At 64.0% G+C, this 16,096-nt stretch carries 24 protein-coding genes and 1 tRNA gene; 9 read left to right on the top strand and 16 right to left on the bottom strand.

Going from position 1 to position 16,096, the window contains the following annotated elements; all coding sequences use genetic code 11:
• Positions 1-12 precede the first annotated feature (12 nt).
• Both AC07PZ_RS21585 and radC read right to left on the bottom strand, forming a co-directional pair.
• A complete protein-coding gene (locus AC07PZ_RS21585) occupies positions 13-669 on the bottom strand; it encodes a Smr/MutS family protein (protein WP_495297192.1) in 657 nt (218 codons plus the stop codon).
• Entirely contained in the window at positions 669-1,346 is a 678-nt protein-coding gene (gene radC / locus AC07PZ_RS21580) for a RadC family protein (RefSeq protein ID WP_495297191.1), read from the bottom strand. Before radC ends, AC07PZ_RS21585 begins: the two co-directional genes overlap by 1 nt.
• A gap of 67 nt (positions 1,347-1,413) precedes the next feature.
• Between radC and AC07PZ_RS21575 the strand changes: the two genes are divergently transcribed.
• The 8 genes from AC07PZ_RS21575 to AC07PZ_RS21540 all read left to right on the top strand — a co-directional run bounded on the left by AC07PZ_RS21575 (position 1,414) and on the right by AC07PZ_RS21540 (position 7,768).
• Positions 1,414-1,866, top strand: coding sequence for an FKBP-type peptidyl-prolyl cis-trans isomerase (locus AC07PZ_RS21575; protein WP_495297379.1), 453 nt, complete (start codon positions 1,414-1,416; stop codon positions 1,864-1,866).
• Positions 1,863-2,825 (top strand): 4-hydroxy-3-methylbut-2-enyl diphosphate reductase, encoded by a 963-nt coding sequence (ispH, locus tag AC07PZ_RS21570; protein ID WP_495297190.1) that lies wholly within the window; start codon positions 1,863-1,865, stop codon positions 2,823-2,825. The genes AC07PZ_RS21575 and ispH overlap by 4 nt, the downstream gene beginning before the upstream one ends.
• 5 nt (positions 2,826-2,830) lie before the next feature.
• Complete coding sequence (locus tag AC07PZ_RS21565; protein ID WP_495297378.1) at positions 2,831-3,781, top strand: threonine/serine dehydratase; 951 nt, start codon at positions 2,831-2,833, stop codon at positions 3,779-3,781.
• Between the two features lie 42 nt (positions 3,782-3,823).
• Positions 3,824-5,167, top strand: coding sequence for a serine--tRNA ligase (serS, locus tag AC07PZ_RS21560; protein WP_495297189.1), 1,344 nt, complete (start codon positions 3,824-3,826; stop codon positions 5,165-5,167).
• Between the two features lie 58 nt (positions 5,168-5,225).
• Positions 5,226-5,315: transfer RNA gene (locus AC07PZ_RS21555), tRNA-Ser, on the top strand.
• A 176-nt stretch (positions 5,316-5,491) separates the two neighbouring features.
• Positions 5,492-6,685: a tyrosine-type recombinase/integrase gene (locus AC07PZ_RS21550; protein ID WP_495297188.1), complete on the top strand. Its 1,194-nt coding sequence runs from the start codon at positions 5,492-5,494 to the stop codon at positions 6,683-6,685.
• 265 nt (positions 6,686-6,950) lie between these two features.
• A complete protein-coding gene (locus AC07PZ_RS21545; protein WP_495297187.1) occupies positions 6,951-7,247 on the top strand; it encodes a hypothetical protein in 297 nt (98 codons plus the stop codon).
• Positions 7,248-7,249: 2 nt separating this feature from the next.
• A complete protein-coding gene (locus AC07PZ_RS21540; RefSeq protein WP_495297186.1) occupies positions 7,250-7,768 on the top strand; it encodes a DUF2335 domain-containing protein in 519 nt (172 codons plus the stop codon).
• An 18-nt stretch (positions 7,769-7,786) separates the two neighbouring features.
• Here AC07PZ_RS21540 and AC07PZ_RS21535 read toward each other — a convergent pair whose 3' ends face one another.
• From AC07PZ_RS21535 to AC07PZ_RS21475, 13 genes are read right to left on the bottom strand one after another with little or no spacing between them, the layout of a single operon-like run.
• Positions 7,787-8,014 carry a helix-turn-helix transcriptional regulator gene (locus tag AC07PZ_RS21535; protein ID WP_495297185.1) on the bottom strand — a complete coding sequence of 76 codons (228 nt, stop codon included), beginning with the start codon at positions 8,012-8,014 and terminating at the stop codon, positions 7,787-7,789.
• On the bottom strand, positions 8,011-8,505 hold the full coding sequence (locus AC07PZ_RS21530) for a hypothetical protein (RefSeq protein ID WP_495297184.1): 495 nt from the start codon (positions 8,503-8,505) through the stop codon (positions 8,011-8,013). Before AC07PZ_RS21530 ends, AC07PZ_RS21535 begins: the two co-directional genes overlap by 4 nt.
• On the bottom strand, positions 8,502-8,756 hold the full coding sequence (locus tag AC07PZ_RS21525; RefSeq protein WP_495297183.1) for a hypothetical protein: 255 nt from the start codon (positions 8,754-8,756) through the stop codon (positions 8,502-8,504). The genes AC07PZ_RS21530 and AC07PZ_RS21525 overlap by 4 nt, the downstream gene beginning before the upstream one ends.
• A 5-nt stretch (positions 8,757-8,761) precedes the next feature.
• Entirely contained in the window at positions 8,762-9,439 is a 678-nt protein-coding gene (locus tag AC07PZ_RS21520) for a hypothetical protein (RefSeq protein ID WP_495297182.1), read from the bottom strand.
• Positions 9,436-11,733 carry a ParB/RepB/Spo0J family partition protein gene (locus tag AC07PZ_RS21515; protein ID WP_495297181.1) on the bottom strand — a complete coding sequence of 766 codons (2,298 nt, stop codon included), beginning with the start codon at positions 11,731-11,733 and terminating at the stop codon, positions 9,436-9,438. The genes AC07PZ_RS21520 and AC07PZ_RS21515 overlap by 4 nt, the downstream gene beginning before the upstream one ends.
• Positions 11,734-11,749: 16 nt before the next feature.
• The gene (locus AC07PZ_RS21510; protein WP_495297180.1) at positions 11,750-12,250 is read right to left on the bottom strand and encodes a hypothetical protein; all 501 of its coding nucleotides are present in this window, start codon (positions 12,248-12,250) and stop codon (positions 11,750-11,752) included.
• A complete protein-coding gene (locus AC07PZ_RS21505; RefSeq protein WP_495297179.1) occupies positions 12,247-12,672 on the bottom strand; it encodes a hypothetical protein in 426 nt (141 codons plus the stop codon). The genes AC07PZ_RS21510 and AC07PZ_RS21505 overlap by 4 nt, the downstream gene beginning before the upstream one ends.
• Entirely contained in the window at positions 12,669-13,367 is a 699-nt protein-coding gene (locus AC07PZ_RS21500; RefSeq protein WP_495297178.1) for a deoxynucleotide monophosphate kinase family protein, read from the bottom strand. The genes AC07PZ_RS21505 and AC07PZ_RS21500 overlap by 4 nt, the downstream gene beginning before the upstream one ends.
• A 5-nt stretch (positions 13,368-13,372) precedes the next feature.
• Positions 13,373-13,747, bottom strand: coding sequence for a hypothetical protein (locus AC07PZ_RS21495; protein WP_495297177.1), 375 nt, complete (start codon positions 13,745-13,747; stop codon positions 13,373-13,375).
• Positions 13,744-13,911 (bottom strand): hypothetical protein, encoded by a 168-nt coding sequence (locus AC07PZ_RS21490; RefSeq protein WP_495297176.1) that lies wholly within the window; start codon positions 13,909-13,911, stop codon positions 13,744-13,746. The genes AC07PZ_RS21495 and AC07PZ_RS21490 overlap by 4 nt, the downstream gene beginning before the upstream one ends.
• Complete coding sequence (locus AC07PZ_RS21485) at positions 13,908-14,099, bottom strand: hypothetical protein (protein WP_495297175.1); 192 nt, start codon at positions 14,097-14,099, stop codon at positions 13,908-13,910. The genes AC07PZ_RS21490 and AC07PZ_RS21485 overlap by 4 nt, the downstream gene beginning before the upstream one ends.
• Entirely contained in the window at positions 14,096-14,485 is a 390-nt protein-coding gene (locus AC07PZ_RS21480) for a hypothetical protein (protein ID WP_495297174.1), read from the bottom strand. The genes AC07PZ_RS21485 and AC07PZ_RS21480 overlap by 4 nt, the downstream gene beginning before the upstream one ends.
• Entirely contained in the window at positions 14,482-14,697 is a 216-nt protein-coding gene (locus AC07PZ_RS21475) for a hypothetical protein (RefSeq protein ID WP_495297173.1), read from the bottom strand. Before AC07PZ_RS21475 ends, AC07PZ_RS21480 begins: the two co-directional genes overlap by 4 nt.
• A 140-nt stretch (positions 14,698-14,837) precedes the next feature.
• On the opposite strand from AC07PZ_RS21475, the gene AC07PZ_RS21470 reads away from it, so the two are divergent.
• On the top strand, positions 14,838-15,245 hold the full coding sequence (locus tag AC07PZ_RS21470) for a hypothetical protein (protein WP_495297172.1): 408 nt from the start codon (positions 14,838-14,840) through the stop codon (positions 15,243-15,245).
• Positions 15,246-15,361: 116 nt separating this feature from the next.
• Here AC07PZ_RS21470 and AC07PZ_RS21465 read toward each other — a convergent pair whose 3' ends face one another.
• Positions 15,362-15,778, bottom strand: coding sequence for a hypothetical protein (locus AC07PZ_RS21465; protein ID WP_495297171.1), 417 nt, complete (start codon positions 15,776-15,778; stop codon positions 15,362-15,364).
• Positions 15,779-16,096 lie beyond the last annotated feature (318 nt).

Genomic DNA, 16,096 nt, shown 5'->3' with positions numbered 1-16,096 from the left:
GCGGTTTCGACCTCAGCGCCCGACCGGCGCCAGCAACACCAGCAAGGCGCCGGCGCCGCCTTCGGCCGGCTTGGCCTGCACGAAGGCCAGCACCTCGTTCTTCTGGATCAGCCAGCGCTGCGTCTTGGTCTTCAGCACCGGCTGCTTGCCCGGCGAGCCCAGGCCCTTGCCGTGGACCACGCGCACACAGCGCATGCCCTGCTTGTGCGCCGTTCGGATGAAGCTGCCGAGCAGTTCGCGTGCTTCGTCGCTGCGCAGTCCGTGCAGGTCGAGCTGGCGCTGAATCGACCATTCGCCCGCCCGCAGCTTGCGCGTCACGTCGGTGCCGATGCCGGGGCGGCGGAAACTCATGGCGTCGTCCACGTCGAGCAGCGTGCTCACGTCGAACTCGTCGGACAGCGACTCGCGCAGCACGCGCTGCTCATCGAGCTGGAACTGCACCGGAATCGGGGCGGGCGGCTCGGGCGCCAGCGTGACGGGGGCCTGCCGGCGCAGCGGCTGCGTGGCACCGATCGCACGGCTGAACAGGTCTTTCTCGGCGTTGCGGCGGCGTTCGGCGGCCGCGCGCGCCGCCGCCTCGGCGGCTTCGCGCTCGCGCGTTTCGGCCAGCGTGCGCTGCACCTGCTTCAGGTCGGCCAATGTCTTGAGTGCGGTCGGCTTGCTTGCCATCAGATCAATCCTCGCTGTGCCATCGACAGCGTCTGTCCTGCGCCGACGATCACGTGGTCGAGCACGCGCACGTCGACCAGCGCCAGCGCGGCTTTCAATGTGTGCGTGAGCGCCTCGTCGGCACGCGACGGCTCCACGCCGCCGCTCGGATGATTGTGCGCCAGCACCACGGCGGTCGCGTGGTGGTGCAGCGCGCGAACCACCACTTCACGCGGGTACACGCTGGTCTGTGTCAGCGTGCCGCGAAAGAGTTCCTCCAGCACGATGAGCCGGTGCTGCGCGTCCAGGAACAGCACCGCGAATACCTCGTACGGCCGCGCGCCCAGGTGCAACTGCAGGTAATGCCCGACCGCTTCGGGCGAATCGAAGACGGTCCGCTCCTTCAGCCGCTCGGCCATCGCGCGGCGCGCGAGTTCGAGCACGGCGATCAATTGGGCCCGCTTGGCCGTGCCACCGAGACCCTTGATGCGCTTCAGGTCCTCCGCACCGGCACGCAGCAGGCCGGCGAGGCCGCCGAAGTGGCCGAGCACCTCGTCGGCGAGCATCAGGACGTTCTTGCCGGGCAGTCCGGTGCGCAGCAGCAGGGCGAGCAGTTCGGCGTCGCCCAATGCCGCAGCGCCGCGCGAGATGAGTTTTTCGCGCGGGCGCGTTTCGGCCGGCATGTCCTTGAAAGCCATTGCAACGGCGGGCTGTGGCCCTGCTCCCTAAAATAGCCCCCAGTTTATCGGGACACCCATCTTGTCTTTGCCTTCGACCGCCGCCGTCGTTTCCGCCGGCTCCTTCCTCACGCTGCACTACCGGCTTGCCGGTCCTGCGGGCGACATCATCAATACCTTCGCCGAGAAGCCGGCCACGCTGTCGCTCGGAACCGGCGAGCTCTCTCCCGCGGTCGAGCAGCGGCTGATCGGCATGGAAGAGGGCACACGCACCGTCTTCGAGCTGCCGGCCGGCGAGGCCTTCGGCGAGCGCAATCCCGAGATGCAGCAATGGGTGGCGCGCAAGCTGCTCGCGCAGATGGGCGACCCGGACGAGCGCTACGCGGTCGGCGACGTGGTGCAGTTCCCCACGCCGGACGGCATGGGCAGCTACGCGGGCGCCGTGATCGCCTCGAACGAGACGGCGGTGCAGTTCGACTTCAACCACCCGCTCGCGGGCCAGCCGGTGACCTTCGAGGTCCAGCTGATCGGGGTGCTGTGAGCATTCAGGAGGTCATCCTCGCCGAGCCGCGCGGCTTCTGCGCGGGTGTCGACCGCGCGATCGAGATCGTCGAGCGCGCGATCGCCAAGTTCGGCGCACCGATCTACGTGCGCCACGAGATCGTCCACAACACCTACGTCGTGAACGAACTGAAGGCGAAGGGCGCGATCTTCATCGAGGAACTGTCCGATGTGCCGCCCGGCGCCACGCTGGTGTTCAGCGCGCACGGCGTGAGCAAGGCCGTGCAGGCCGAGGCGCGTGCGCGCGGCTTCGACGTGTTCGACGCGACCTGCCCGCTCGTGACCAAGGTGCACGTCGAGGTCGCCAAGCTCGCCAAGGAAGGCTACGAGTTCATCATGATCGGCCACAAGGGCCATCCAGAGGTCGAAGGCACGATGGGCCAGCTGTCGAGCGGCATCCACCTGGTCGAGGACGTGGCCGACGTGGCGCATGTGCAGCCGGGGCAGACCGACAAGCTGGCCGTCGTCACGCAGACCACCCTGTCGGTCGACGATGCGGCCGAGATCTCGGCCGCGGTGCGCGCGCGCTTCCCCAAGGTGCGGGAACCGAAGCAGCAGGACATCTGCTATGCGACGCAGAACCGGCAGGACGCGGTGAAGATCATGAGCCCGCAGGTCGACATCCTGATCGTCGTCGGCAGCCCGACCAGCTCCAACAGCAACCGGCTGCGCGAACTCGCGCAGCGCCTGGGCACCGAAAGCTACATGGTCGATTCGGCCGACGAACTCAAGCCCGAATGGTTCGAAGGCAAGTCGCGCGTCGGCCTGACCGCTGGCGCATCGGCGCCGGAGATCCTGGTGCGCGAGGTGATCGATCGGGTGAAGGCGCTGGGTGCCGTGTCCGTCCGCAAGATGGACGGCATCGAGGAAACCATCAAGTTCCCGCTGCCGAAGGGACTGAAGCTCGACGACGCACCGTTGCCGGGGCACATCTCGTGAGCGCGGTGGATTGGCGTGCCGAAGCCGAACGTGCCGCGCTGCGTTTCGACGGCCTCCCGACGCGCTTCGTGCGGGAAACGCCGCTCTGGAAGCTCGCGCCTTCGGCGTTCGGCCTCGGTCTCGCGCCGGGCGTCGGCATCTGGCTCAAGCTCGAGCAACTGCAGGTCGGCGGCAGCTTCAAGGCGCGCGGCATGATGAACCGGCTGCTGGCCAACGAGATTCCGGCCAGCGGCGTCGTCGTGGCGTCGGGTGGCAATGCCGGCATTGCCACTGCGGCGGCGGCACGCGCGCTCGGCGTTCGCTGCGAGGTGTTCCTGCCCGGCGTGTCACCCGAGGCCAAGCGCGCCAAGCTGCGCGCACTCGGCGCCGAAGTGACGGTCGTCGGCGAGGTCTATGCCGATGCGCTCGCCGCCTGCATGACGCGCCAGCGCGACACCGGCGCACTGCTCACGCACGCCTACGACCAGCCCGAGGTCGTGGCCGGCGCCGGCACGCTGGGCCGCGAGATCGAATGGCAAGGCGGGCTACCCGACTCGGTGCTGGTCAGCGTCGGCGGCGGCGGATTGATCGGCGGGCTGGCGGGCTGGTTCGGCGATCGCAGCCGCGTGGTTGCACTGGAGCCGGAGCGTGCGCCCACGCTGTTCCGCGCCCGCGAGGCCGGCGCGCCGGTCGACGTGGACGTCGGTGGCGTGGCGGCGGATTCGCTCGGCGCACGGCGCATCGGCGCGCTGGCCTGGGACATCACGCAGCGGCACGTGCGCGACGCACTGCTGCTGCCGGACGACGCGATCCGCGCGGCGCAGCTGTGGCTCTGGAAGGAGATGAAGCTCGCGGTGGAAGCCGCGGCGGCCTTGCCGCTCGCCGCGCTCCAGACGGGCGCCTGGCGGCCGCGCGAGGGTGAGCAGGTCTGCCTGATCATCTGCGGCGCCAACCTCGATCCGGCCGGACTTTCATGAAGGTGCGGTGGGCGCTGCGGAGCGCCCACCTAAAATCCGGGGATGCTAGACATCACCCTTCTCCGCAAAGACCTGGCGTCGGCCGTTGCCGGTCTCGAAAAGCGCAAGAAAAACCAGCCTTATCTCGACGTGCACGCCTTCTCGGCGCTGGAGGCTGAGCGCAAGACGCTGCAGACCCGCACCGAGGAACTGCAGGCGCGCCGCAACACGCTCAACAAGCAGATCGGCCCGCTCAAGGCCAAGGGCGAATCGGCTGCGAGTGAAGTGCAGGCGCTGATGGCCGAGGTCAATGCGCTGAAGGCGGAGCAGGAATCGCAGTCCGCGCGCCTCGAGGCGATCCAGCCCGAACTGCAGGCCCTGCTGCTCGCCGTGCCCAACCTGCCGCATGCGAGCGTGCCGGTCGGCGAGGACGAGCATGGCAACGTCGAGATGCGCCGCTGGGCGCCGCAAGGCGGTGCGGGTGCATCCGCCACGCCGCTGGCTTTTGCGCCGAAGGACCACGTCGACCTGGGCGCGCCGCTGGGGCTGGATTTCGAGATGGGCGCCAAGCTGTCCGGCTCGCGTTTCTCGGTGATGAAGGGCCCGATCGCCCGGCTGCACCGCGCGCTCGCGCAGTTCATGGTCGACACGCAGACCGAGCGCCATGGCTATACCGAGTGCTACGTGCCTTACATCGTGAATGCCGCGTCGCTCAGCGCTACCGGGCAACTGCCGAAGTTCGAAGGCGATCTGTTCGCTGCCAAGAAGGGCGGCCAGGACGGCGAGCCGGCACCCGATCATTCCGCGCTGTACCTGATCCCGACCAGCGAAGTGCCGCTGACCAATTTCGTGCGTGACGAGGTGGTCGCGGAGTCGCAGTTGCCGATCAAGCTCACGGCGCACACGCCGTGCTTCCGTTCGGAAGCGGGCAGCGCCGGGCGCGACACGCGCGGCATGATCCGCCAGCATCAATTCGACAAGGTCGAGATGGTGCAGATCACCCATCCCGAGAAGAGCTACGAAGCGCTCGAGGCCATGACCGGTCATGCGGAAGCCGTTCTGCAGGCACTGGAGCTGCCCTACCGCGTGGTACTGCTGTGCACCGGCGACATGGGATTCGGATCGAGCAAGACCTACGACCTGGAAGTCTGGCTCCCGGCGCAGGACACCTACCGGGAGATCAGCTCGGTCTCGAACTGCGAGGCCTTCCAGGCGCGGCGGCTGCAGGCGCGCTTCAAGAATGCACAAGGCAAGAACGAACTCGTGCATACGCTGAACGGCTCCGGCCTGGCGGTCGGCCGCGCCCTGGTCGCCGTGCTGGAGAACCACCAGAACGCGGACAGCTCGATTCGCGTGCCGGTTGCGCTGCGTCCGTACCTGGGCGGTCTCGATGCTCTGCGCGCCTGAGATTTTTGTGTCCGGGCCGAAAATTCGATGCTAGAATCTGAGGCTCGACAGAAACACCGGAGAGGTGGCAGAGTGGTCGAATGTACCTGACTCGAAATCAGGCGTACTAGCGATAGTACCGAGGGTTCGAATCCCTCCCTCTCCTCCAAGATACCCCAAGCATTGGGGTATTTTTTTGCCTGTTTCCCACCGAAACCAACGCAAAATCAAGGCCTTAGCCGTTTCTAAGGCCCGCAATTCCCGGCGATTCCCCACTTTCACAGACCGTTCACCACGGCTGATCGGTAGGCAGGAATGTAGGCACGAGACGGCATCGAAATCACGATGCCTACAAACACACTTACCGACCATCAATGCAGATCAGCCAAGCCTGGTCCGGCGGCGCGCAAGCTGTTCGATGGCCATGGGCTGCACCTGTTCATCTCGCCGACCGGCTCGAAGACCTGGCGTGTGGCCTACCGCGTCGACGGCAAGCAGCAGACGAAGTCGCTCGGGCCCTACCCGCTGCTGAGCCTGGCCGACGCTCGAGCTGAAACCGACAAGATCCGCAAGGGCCTGCTGACTGGCGTTTCGCCCAAGAAGAAGCACAAGGCGAAGACCACTTTTTGGGAAGACTGCGAGGCCTACTGGGGCGGCCGCAAGGACGTCGCCGAAGGATACAGGGCCAACGCGCTGCGGGCGCTCGAGCTGCACCTGAAGCCCGCGCTGGGGGCCAAGGCCACGGCTGACATCGATCGCTCCATGCTGCTGGCCGAGCTCAATCGCATGAACGCGGCCGACCTGCTGTCATACGTCCGAAAAGTCCGCATGTGGGTGTCGCAGGTCTTCGACTGGGCGGTCGAGCAGGAGCTGGCCACGATCAACCCTGCGGCGCTCATTGACCCAAAGAAAGCCTTCGCTCACCGCAAGGTCGTCCCGCATGCGTCGCTCGAACTCAACCAGGTGCACGAGTTCGTCCGCCGGCTCTCTTTCGAGAAGGACCTGAACTCGGTGCTGGCCTGCCGCCTAATCGCCTACACCTGGGTGCGCACAAACGAGCTGCGCATGATGACGTTCGACGAGATCGACGGCGACGTCTGGCTGATCGGCGGCGACCGCATGAAGCGCGAAAAGGATCACGTGGTGCCGCTGTCGCGCCAGGCGATCGCGATCATTGACACGATGCGGGCGCGCCGGCGGCCGGGTAGCGACTACGTCTTTCCGTCAGATCATCGGCCCGATCGCCCGATCAGCGAAAACACGGTCCTCGCACTGATTTCCAGGCTGGGCTACAAGGGGGAAATGACAGGTCACGGATGGCGGTCGATCGCGTCGACCTGGGCCAATGAGGAGGGATACGGCAAGGATGCGATCGAGCGGCAGCTCGCGCACTCACCTGAGGACAAGGTGCGGGCGGCCTACAACCGCGCGGAATACATGCGAGAGCGCCGGCCCATGCTCCAGGCATGGGCCGACTGGCTCGACACGTCGCGGCACGATCGGATTGAAGGTGAAGGATCAGATCGAGCAACAAACTAGTCGCTGTGCGGCTTGTGCGCTATGGTAGTAAAGGGTTATTAACAGAATGTTAGCGCTTGCTTTCGTTAAATAACCCGTAAACACCAGACTACATCAGATGTTTCGCAAACGTTGAAAGTCTGAGTTTTGTAGTCATTTGACGAGTTCACCGTTTGTCGAATGTCATGCACAATCAAAGCGTTGCTAACACTTGTACATAGCAGCAGGCGAACTTGACATGTTCGAAGTTGACCCGCTCTTTTTGATGAGCTCCAAGGAAAAATGAATGAAACACGAAGATAAATCTAGCCTCACGGCAGGAGGCATCGGGTGTTCGGTAACTGGCAAGACTCTGGTAGGAGGTGCGGCGCGAGCTCATCGCATCAAATTTCCTGTCGGGTTTAACTGGATGGTGCCATTTTGTGTGGGTGCGGGGACTGTGCTTGATCTCGGCGGCACTTCGGTTGAGCACGTCAAGCTAGGCTCTCTGATGGATGACTATCTCACTGTTGGCCGGGATTTCCGTGTGGTTGGCGATGATCTTCGCCATGTCATTCATCTTGAAGAGCGCAAGCGCGCCTGACTGTGAGCGATTCAGAGGAAGCGCCGGCGGAGCCGCAGGCGCAAGTTCCTAAGGTCTCGGCGGAGGTAGTTGAAGCATTCGACCCTCTTATCGAGAAGTTAGACCTCACCCCACAGAAAGCTGCAGCGGTCCGAAAGATCGTGACCACTGCGGTCATGTTCCAAGGGCCTGTTCCGCCTCCAGATTTGCTCAGGCAATATGAGGACATCCTTCCAGGCAGTGCCGACCGCTTGTTCAGACTAACTGAGCGTCAGTCTGAGCATCGAATCAAGATGGAGGGCTTACTGGTCGGGGGAAGAAGCAGCCTAGCGCTTCGCGGCCAGATCATGGCTTTTGTACTCAGCCTGTTCTTCGGTGGTATCGCGGCGTACCTTGGCTACCATGGGCATGATGCAGTTGCGGCTGCGATCGTCGTTACCACGGTCATCGGTCTCGCGGTAGTCTTTGTGTTGGGCCAGAAGCCCGGGAGAACGCAAGTAGACGCTTCGAAGGTTGCTCCTACAGAAGATTCAGACGACTAAGCGAAACGGCCTTTGATATCAGGCTACAACCACGCCGATGCCGGCGGCGTGGAGGGTGGATAGTCGCCACCCCATCGTCTTCTGCGAGATCTGTACGTCTGGCTTCGGCAGCTTGCCGGCCTTCATCCAACGGCGCACCGTCTCGCTCTCGACTTGCATCAGGCGGCAGAAGTCCTGCCGGTAGATCACGCGATCGGCTGCCGGCGTACTGTCCGCCGCGATTGGTTCAGACGTATGCACCGTCATGCGGTCGCTCCCGTAGGGTTGGATTGAATGATGACGCGACCGCCGGCGGAGCGCGTCTGTTGAATGGCGAGATCGCGCGCACGCACAAGTTCGCCATAGCTGAGATTGGCCAACTGGTGACCGTGCAGATCGACCAACAAGTCGAGCAGGTCGACCTCTTGGTAGTACATCGGCGTCGACCGCCATTCGCCGGTTGCGCGCGCTCGAGCGCCGATGCCCTGCAGCGCTAGGTCGATCTCGCGGAGGTGTCCCGCGAGCCCGCGCACTACGCCTTGGCTTTCGATCGCGTCGCCAATGTTCACGGCCGTCACGACGGTCGCCCAGTCGAACTCGGTGGCCACACCGCGCTTCATCGAAGTGATGGCCGCGCTGAGCGGATCAAGGACCTGTCGCTGTTCGAGAGGCGTGAGCTTCGTCACGCGATCGACGGCCATTGCCAAGATATTGCGGCCGATCGGACGAGGCCTCCGAGGCTTGTGTCCACGGCTCATGGCGCTCTCCCTTTAACCTGAGCAATGACCGCCCTGGCACGCGTGACGTCGGCGGTGCGAACGGTGATCGTGATCGTCTCTTCAGACGAGTTGAAGATGAAAAACGGCTCAAGTGCCTGCAGCAGATCGGCAGCAGCAGAACGCAGACGCTCTTGTGCCGCCGCTTTGGTGAAGCTCTCGCAAGGCGAAGTTTCGCCGGTGCGAATTCCTGGGCAGTCGCCGCAAATGGCAGTGCAGGTGCACGGTTTCATAGTCTTCAATCCGTCGTCGCAGGATCTGCACGCTTCAGCCACCCGCTTCGCGTGTCACCCAGGCGGTCGTCGAACTGCTGCTCAGTCTCTGGCCACAGGTGGAAGTCGTTCACAAGCCGGAGATAAAGCCGGTGCCAGAAGTGACGAATCACGGGGTCCGGATGCTTGTAGCCAACGATCTCCGCGGCATGCATGAAGTGCATCTGGTAGTGATGCGGAAGCATGTCAACCTGGCGAAGGTAGTCATGCACGTGCACTTGCATGCGATCGCTCCAGGGGTCCTGGTCATCCTCTCCCTCGAGCGATGGCCCGGTGAACGACCCGCCATTTCTTTCGATCGGGTCGGTGATCGCACGGCCATCCATGGCCGACAGCAGCACACAGCGCCTGTACCAGCGCAGCAGCATCTTTGCGCCGCCACCGTACTTTGGCTGTCCATCCGGTCCACGTATGGCGGAAAGCAGCACGCTCTGTTGCATCATGCTGATGCCGTGGACCCACTCCTGGGTGACAGGGCCGGGGCCATGCCGGTGGCCCCCCGGTGCATCTGCGAGGGCAGCGTCAATCTCCGCCATCATTTCGTCGTCGGCGCCGCTGTCGGCGCCGGGGTAGGTGTCCCGATACCACTGCAGACCGTTACGGGCGCCTTCCAGCACCAGAAGGAGTCTCTCGGTCGTGCTCATGCCAGCACCACCAGTTCGCTCGGCTCGAACATTTCGTAGAAGGGCTCGGCACCCATCTGGCCGGGGAAGTCGACACGCCATCCGTCCGATCGCAGCTCTGCCGCCTTCCCTTCGCGCCACTGTAGGTCCAGACGTTTGGACGGTGCGTCGCTCGGAAAAATTACCCGGACCTTGCTGCCCACCAGTGGCGTGGCCACGTAGCGCTCAAGATCCGAGATAGGCACCTGCAGGACCTCGTGGGAGCGGCTGCCGTATCGCAGGGTCGCGCCCGATCCATACGCGATCGGCCCGATCGTCAGAATCCGGCCGACCTTGCCGACCATCTTGTGCGGCCTCTTTCCGCCAGCAGCCTTCGTGCCGGCCTTCACGCGCGCCAGGTGGCCGACCTCAAGCGCGGCCGCTGCCGGTGCTTCCTCAGCGGCCGCTTTGAGCACAGGCGCCGCAAGGTCCTCTTGCCCCCCCTCTGGTTCAGCGGCGAGGGCCTGCAGCGCGGCAGCGATGCCTTGTGCTGCCTTCTCCTTCGTCGTCTTGCGCGCCGGCGCCGCAGGCCGACTCGATTTTTTTGCCCCTTTCGCACTTCCCTCCTGCGGCGCAGCCAGTTCGTTCGCGGCGGGAGCTTTCGGCTCGCGTTCGGCGCGGATCTCGGTCTGCACCTTGGCTTTGATATCAGCCAGGGAGACGTCCAGCAACGTCGCCAGCTCCTCGATCACCGGAGCGGAAGGGTCGAAGTCGCGTTCTTCGCTTTGATGGTCAAAGACAGGGGATGCATCGCCCTCGAGCAGCGTGCGCAATACAACGACGCCGACATCGATGTCGTCCAATGCTCGGACTGTCGAGGCCACGAGCTCGTCATCGTATGAAGAAACGCCCAGGACATGTCCGACCACATCACCATCACAACGGTTATCGCAGGCGGCGATTTCAAGCAGCAGGCGGCGCAGGAGGTTGGCACTGAATGAACGGATCTCGCCCGCGTCGACACGCGGGCGGATCACTGCGATCGCTGCAGCCCGCCAGCGCTCCTCGTAGTCGCGTTCCAGCTTGCGCTTCTCTTGAAGGCTCGCCTGCTTCAGCTCCTGCTCGTGGCGCTTGGCCGCGTTCTTATCCAACGTCTTGTTGACGGCCTTGGAGCGCGCCTTCATCGCGACCTCGTCGCTGACCACCTCGATCGTGGTGCCGTCGTGAGGACTCACGAGCAGCTTGATTTTGCCCTTTAACTCGCGCTCCGACAGCGCCTCGCGGATCTCGTCGGTCATTCGGGACACGCCACCGGCGATGTAGTTGGGGTAGGGCATGCACTCCTTCGCCTCCTTGCCCTCAAGCACCTCCATCCCCTTGGCCTTGGCGTCTACCACCAGGCGGTCGGTATGTGCCGTCTCTTTCGCGTGATAGCAAGGCGCATCAATGCACAGATCCGGGCCGTCGACGTCGGAGAACAGATCCGGGTTCGCGCCGGTTCGCTTCGGGCAGTCCGGGCAGCTGCCGGCCGCCGGTAGCAGGCTGGCGTCGACGATGTCGAAGCGTGCTGCCGACAGCTTGAGCATGACGTTCAGTTCCACCCAGCTCTTCAGGGCGCGGTAGCTCAGCCGCGGCGAACCCTGGTGATCCTTCTCGGTCGCCTGCGCCAAAGCCTTTAGCTGTTGCTTCTCATCTGGGATGCGCGCGATCAGCAGCGCTTTGCTCCCGTCGATCTCGCCTGACCGCAACGCCTCGCGGGCGTTGGGGGTCAGGTCCAGCAGCTTCATCCGGCCGTAGACGTAGCTGCGGCTCTTGCCGATGCGTTCCCCCACGACGTCCTTCGTGATGCCCGTGGTGTCGCACAAGCGCTGGTAGCCCTCGGCCTCCTCGAGCTCGCTCAGGTCGTCCCGCTGCAGGTTCTCGATGATCTGGATCTCGAGGACCTCGTTGTCCGTCAGCGTGCGGATCATGGCGGGTATGGTCGTCTTGCCCGCCGCCTGGCTGGCCCGGAAACGCCGCTCGCCTGAAACGATCTCGTGCGTGGGCATGCGGCCACCGTCGCGCGGCAGTCGTTCGAATTCGTCAGCGAGCCTGCTGGTCGGCAGCGGCCGCACCAGCACCGGCTGATGCACGCCAGTCGCCCGGATGCTTTCCGTCAGCTCGGCCAGCTTCGTTTGGTTGAACGTCGTCCGCGGGTTCGTGCGGCTGGCGACCACGTACTGCAGCTCGAGCATCGCGAACTGTTCGGACGGCGCAGCCTGGTCGGTCGGCGCCACTGGCGAAACGGGGTCTGCAAGTGCGACGCCGTCGTCGGCGCCGAATACTTTGAGGGACATAGGGTGCTCCAGGCGGTCAAGCCGCGTTGTGGAAGGGAGGGGTGTCGATCGCGGGTGCGTGCTCGCGCAGCTGCTCGAGCTGGCTGAGAAAGTCGGCGCGGGTGATGAGGCTGGCTACGTGGGCGCGCCACATGCCCAGCGCGGCCTCTGACTCCTGCAGCCGCTTGTGCCGGGCAGCGACTTCGCCGAAGGTCGCCATCGTTTTGGCTGCGGCATCGGGCTCTGGAGTGACCAGAGGAACGAAGCGGCGCGTATTTGTCTCTGGTGGGAGGAAGTCCGCGTGACCGGTGGATTGAATGATGTTCATCGGCCGTGTGGCAGGTGCTTCGGCGCTCGTCGGCGTCGATTCGGCTCGACTGGCCCGCGCAGCGTTCTCCTGGTGCTTAAGCTGGGCGGGCGAGATCTGCCGATTTCCCATCCGACTCGGCAACTGCAGGGCGTCGTAAGCACCAGGCCGTAGCGATTGCGCGCGCAGTTCGTCGCCGGTGTAGGTGCCCTGGGGCACGTACCGGCTCATGACAGGCCCTCAAGCGCCAAGTGGGCGGAGCGCATGGCGTTGGCGTCGTCCAGCGCGTTGTGTGGCCTGACGGAAATTGCGTCCAGGTCGCGACGGATCTCGAACGTGATCGGCGGTGTATCGATCCGTTGACCAGGGGCCGTGATGAGCAACTTGCAGAAGTAGGCGATGTCGTCTGGCCAGTCGGCGATGATGTGGACTGCGTCGTACTGCCCAAGCCATGCCGCCAGCGACTGCTGTACACATGCGTAGCTGACAGGTGGGTACGGGTCCAGCGCCGGGATCACGTTTTCCTGAACCCAAGGCACAGGATCGACACAGTGCAGCTGGTGATAGAAGGCCCACAGGTTCTCGTCGACAAGCGCGACCGAGATCAGCGCGCCGCCAAACCCGTTGAATTCGGTGTCGAGCCAGAGCCTCATGCCGGCACCGTCACTTTCAGGCCGTCGATGCCCGCCTGGCGCGCGAAGGCCTCGCTCAGCACCAGCTGCTGCAGGTGAGCGATGCTGTGGAGGTTGTTGAGCACCAGGTCCGGCTCAAACTCAGTGCCGTCCGTTGCGCTGCTGTGCGCACCCTCGGGCGTGCTGCTGCGGTGCAGGCCGGGCCGGGATACCTGCCAGATCTGCCCGCCAGCAACGCGCACCGTGTCGACCTCGTTCGAATACCGGCAGTCAGTAACGACAATGCGCGTATGCCCTGAGCGCATCAGGTCGACCATGTGCTGCAGCGTTTTGCGCGACCAGTAGTGCGGATGCTCGGCTCGACGGAACTCGGTCCCCCACCACTGCATGATCTGGCGCGGCGATCGCGGCTGATCGAGCCAAGCGTCCCATTCCGGCGTGCCAGTCCGCGGCACGTCGGCGCGCAGCGCGGCCATGACTGAGGCGACGAGGATGAAGGGTGCCCGCCGCAGCGAAAACGCGGTGATCGGGTGATGCTTCGTCGCCGGGTTGGTGAGGAAGCTCATGTCGACGTCGAAGGCTGTGCAGATCTCGTCGCGAAGCGAGTCGGCAAACGCGATCTTTGCGAAGCCGCAATGCGTGACCAGCAGGTCCGCGACTGTGTCCTTGCCTGCGCCGGCGAATCCGGTGAGGCCAACAATGTGTTTCTTGCTCATGGTGGTCAGGTAGAGGGGTGAACGGCCACCGACTCGATGTGCGGGAAGTAAGTCCGCATGTCGCGCAACGTGGTGGTCAGGGTGATGCGCGCGCCCTTTTTCAAGGTCGCGGCGATTTGCTCGGCCTGCTTGCGAGCGGCCTCGGGGAAAATCTGCTCGGCGTGGATCGTTCGTTCCAGGCCGTTTAGCGGGCGGACGTCCATGCACAGGACGGGCAGCGGCTGGGTGCCATGCACGGTCAGCTTGGTGCGGACCTCGGCGGCGCAGACCATCACGCCGTCGACTACCAAAACATCCTCGGAACGCAGCGCCGCTGGCAGTGCTGCGTCGCCGAACATGTCGGGTTCGTCGACCAGTGCAGACGTCTGCACTGTGCTCATGGCGCGATCGCCCGAAGGTCGGCCAGCGCGAAGGCAAGGGCGGCCATCGTGACGCCGACGGCACTCAGGCCAGCCGTCCAGGCGAGTTTTCGCAGGACGCGCAGGAAATCATTGAGCGCGGCCGCGGCCCAGTCTGGCGAGTCCGGCGCGTGTTGACGCTTCACGGCTCGCTCCTGGCCAGCTTGGCGGTCGCCACCGCTTGCGCCTGAGCGTCCTGAACGTCGGCAGCGACGGCCTCCGCGCCGTCATCGATGACCGGCGCACGGGCGATGCATACGCCGACCGCGGCGGCGAGCAGCCAGATGGCGATGCGATCGCGCAACCACCCGGCAAGGCGCCGAAGGCGCCTCATCGCGAGAGCCTCCCGATGATGTCGTGGACCCAGTTCCGTCCCCGCGGCTTCGCCTGCTGGATCGGAAAGCGCACGATGGGATCGCCATCGCAGAACCTGCGGAAGTGGGGACCCGGGGCTTCCTGTATCTCCACCATCAGAAGGTCGACGTGAACGCGATCCGTGCTTCGTCCATAAGGCCGACGCATGCTGATGGGATCGCCAGCGTGTGCGCGCTGGCTCAGCAAAGGCTTGGCCTGGACCATTTCCACCTCAAGGTGCGCGATCTGGCCTTTCGCTTCGTATATAGCAACCATGGCTTCGGCAAAGCGGGATTTGCCCGAGCCCTGCGGGCCGACAAGCCACCACACGTCTGTGCGGCCTTGTTTCGCTGGCGCGGCGCTCACGACAGCATCCTTCGCGTCATCTCAACTTGGTCGATCGCGTGATCGATGGAGTCGCGCAACTGGCCGCCGTAGCCGGCGAGGACCGCGGCCTGGGAAGCCGTCTGCAGGTCGATCAAGGATGCTGCGAGCGCGTGGGCTACCGCGGCTTTATGACTTCGCTGCGCGTGGCAAATCTCCGCCGGGGCGGAAAGAGTGGGGGAAAGCGTGGACAAGTGGGCCTCCGACGTGTTGGGAGGCCGAATAATAGCGCCGCGCTAATCTAAGTGTCAATAGCGCCGCGCTATGCGAAAAAACACTGTCTATGCGTTGTGCGTGTGGAGGCGGAAAATCTTCCTCTTCTCTGGAGAGACGAATGCCCGCACCCATGCCTCTGATCTGCGCCGTGTTCCTTTTGACGGTGGGCGGCTTAATATCTGGGTGCGCCGTCCCCACGCGTGCGTCGAATCCCGAGCTGTTCCCTGTGATTGCTCGGGGTCAGGTGCCTTCCGGCCGAACTAAGCAAGTGGTCGATTGCCTCAGCGACTCATTCATGCAGGCGAGTTCATGGAACACGTCTCTATCTTCGAAGCAGCAGCGGCGCGAGGATGGGATGCGTGTCGAGGTCTACGCGAGCAACGTCAGCCTAGCTGTAAGCGCCGATGTCTATGACGACGGGCGGGTGGAGTTGCGTCGCGGAAATGACCTTTTCCGAATGCACGCAAAGGAGCCTGTGATGTTTCGGGAGTGTGTGATCAACGCCGGTGGTCAGCTGCTCATGTGATCACATAGAACGGCGAGAGACGAAGCAAAGGACCTGAGCGCCGCCTTCAACGCGCTCGTTTGACCTCGTCCTTGAGAGCTTTTTGAAGTGTGTTAATTTGTAAACTTCAGCGGGGACTATGCGCGACGCTTTGTGGCCGGCGTAGAGATTGGGCGCTCCTGAGGCGGCTCCCCCGCGGGTAAAGCCGAAAGTATTACAGCTTCGGCCGCACGTTTCACCTCACTGCTGAGCGCGGCGTATTGTTCTGGAGTGACATTCGGGAAAGGCCACGGAGCAGTCTGAGTTTTCAGTAGCTCAGGGTCGGTGTCCATCCAGCCAAGAGGCTTGCCCAGTTTTTCCTCGAGCATCCTGGCCTGAGGGGAGCCCATGGTCTTGGGCTTGTTGGTCTTGCTGCCTGAGGACGCGTTCGCGATTTGGCTGAGCGTCGCATCTGTCGATGTGCGCTCCAGCTTGGCGTTGATGGCGGCAAAAGTGCCGTATTCCGCCTTCAATTCAGCCAGACGCAGGCGCCTGACTTCCTCAACAACTTTCATTGAAGTATTGGATAGCGCGCAGCTAATTGCGTGTGATAGCGCGGCGCCATTGACATTGAATAGCGCAGCGCTAACAATGTCGTATGCGCTTGTCTCAACTCCATCCGTCGCTCTCTCGCGACGATCGCGCCGCTCTGGCCAAACGGGCGGCAACCACCGAGGGCTACCTATGGCAGCTTGCGAACCAATGGCGCGGTAAGAAGCCGTCATTGGCGCTGCTGCAGAGACTCGCCGCCGCCGATGCACGGCTCTCGATCTCCGAGATGGTGGAAGAGTTCTCGAGCGCACCTTCGGCTCAAGCGGGCCAGCCATCGGTAG

Source organism: Variovorax sp. GW821-FHT10B04, from assembly GCF_059415645.1.
This window is presented reverse-complemented; position numbering and strand designations above follow the sequence as displayed.

Bases quoted from the DNA above. Each gene is read 5' to 3' on its own strand.
- AC07PZ_RS21505 (WP_495297179.1), bottom strand. From the start codon at position 12,672: ATGAGGCTCTGGCTCGACACCGAATTCAACGGGTTTGGCGGCGCGCTG.
- AC07PZ_RS21500 (WP_495297178.1), bottom strand. From the start codon at position 13,367: ATGAGCAAGAAACACATTGTTGGCCTCACCGGATTCGCCGGCGCAGGC.
- serS (WP_495297189.1), top strand. From the start codon at position 3,824: ATGCTAGACATCACCCTTCTCCGCAAAGACCTGGCGTCGGCCGTTGCC.
- AC07PZ_RS21520 (WP_495297182.1), bottom strand. From the start codon at position 9,439: ATGAGCACGACCGAGAGACTCCTTCTGGTGCTGGAAGGCGCCCGTAAC.
- AC07PZ_RS21585 (WP_495297192.1), bottom strand. From the start codon at position 669: ATGGCAAGCAAGCCGACCGCACTCAAGACATTGGCCGACCTGAAGCAG.
- radC (WP_495297191.1), bottom strand. From the start codon at position 1,346: ATGGCTTTCAAGGACATGCCGGCCGAAACGCGCCCGCGCGAAAAACTC.
- AC07PZ_RS21545 (WP_495297187.1), top strand. From the start codon at position 6,951: ATGAAACACGAAGATAAATCTAGCCTCACGGCAGGAGGCATCGGGTGT.
- AC07PZ_RS21465 (WP_495297171.1), bottom strand. From the start codon at position 15,778: ATGAAAGTTGTTGAGGAAGTCAGGCGCCTGCGTCTGGCTGAATTGAAG.
- AC07PZ_RS21515 (WP_495297181.1), bottom strand. From the start codon at position 11,733: ATGTCCCTCAAAGTATTCGGCGCCGACGACGGCGTCGCACTTGCAGAC.
- AC07PZ_RS21495 (WP_495297177.1), bottom strand. From the start codon at position 13,747: ATGAGCACAGTGCAGACGTCTGCACTGGTCGACGAACCCGACATGTTC.
- AC07PZ_RS21530 (WP_495297184.1), bottom strand. From the start codon at position 8,505: ATGAGCCGTGGACACAAGCCTCGGAGGCCTCGTCCGATCGGCCGCAAT.
- AC07PZ_RS21470 (WP_495297172.1), top strand. From the start codon at position 14,838: ATGCCCGCACCCATGCCTCTGATCTGCGCCGTGTTCCTTTTGACGGTG.
- AC07PZ_RS21510 (WP_495297180.1), bottom strand. From the start codon at position 12,250: ATGAGCCGGTACGTGCCCCAGGGCACCTACACCGGCGACGAACTGCGC.
- AC07PZ_RS21535 (WP_495297185.1), bottom strand. From the start codon at position 8,014: ATGACGGTGCATACGTCTGAACCAATCGCGGCGGACAGTACGCCGGCA.
- AC07PZ_RS21525 (WP_495297183.1), bottom strand. From the start codon at position 8,756: ATGAAACCGTGCACCTGCACTGCCATTTGCGGCGACTGCCCAGGAATT.
- AC07PZ_RS21550 (WP_495297188.1), top strand. From the start codon at position 5,492: ATGCCTACAAACACACTTACCGACCATCAATGCAGATCAGCCAAGCCT.
- AC07PZ_RS21485 (WP_495297175.1), bottom strand. From the start codon at position 14,099: ATGAGGCGCCTTCGGCGCCTTGCCGGGTGGTTGCGCGATCGCATCGCC.